Source organism: Aquibacillus saliphilus, from assembly GCF_020404745.1.
Classification (GTDB): domain Bacteria; phylum Bacillota; class Bacilli; order Bacillales; family Amphibacillaceae; genus Aquibacillus; species Aquibacillus saliphilus.
In genome coordinates this window covers 1-565 of record NZ_JAIZAP010000045.1, presented here as the reverse complement: position 1 = coordinate 565, position 565 = coordinate 1, and the positions used below count along the sequence as shown (strand labels likewise).

General features: G+C 54.2%; 1 rRNA gene. It reads left to right on the top strand.

What is annotated here, in order from left to right:
• A 16S ribosomal RNA gene (locus tag LD272_RS21335) occupies window positions 1–537 on the top strand; the annotation flags it as partial.
• Window positions 538–565: the final 28 nt, after the last annotated feature.

Sequence of the window (565 nt, the reverse complement as noted above, 5' to 3'; positions counted from 1 at the left end):
AACTCTAGAGATAGAGCGTTCCCTTCGGGGACAGAGTGACAGGTGGTGCATGGTTGTCGTCAGCTCGTGTCGTGAGATGTTGGGTTAAGTCCCGCAACGAGCGCAACCCTTGATCTTAGTTGCCAGCATTTAGTTGGGCACTCTAAGATGACTGCCGGTGACAAACCGGAGGAAGGTGGGGATGACGTCAAATCATCATGCCCCTTATGACCTGGGCTACACACGTGCTACAATGGATGGTACAAAGGGCAGCGAAGCCGCGAGGTGAAGCGAATCCCATAAAACCATTCTCAGTTCGGATTGTAGGCTGCAACTCGCCTACATGAAGCCGGAATCGCTAGTAATCGCGGATCAGCATGCCGCGGTGAATACGTTCCCGGGCCTTGTACACACCGCCCGTCACACCACGAGAGTTGGCAACACCCGAAGTCGGTGAGGTAACCTTTTAGGAGCCAGCCGCCGAAGGTGGGGCTGATGATTGGGGTGAAGTCGTAACAAGGTAGCCGTATCGGAAGGTGCGGCTGGATCACCTCCTTTCTAAGGAAACATTCGCAGGAGTGAAAAC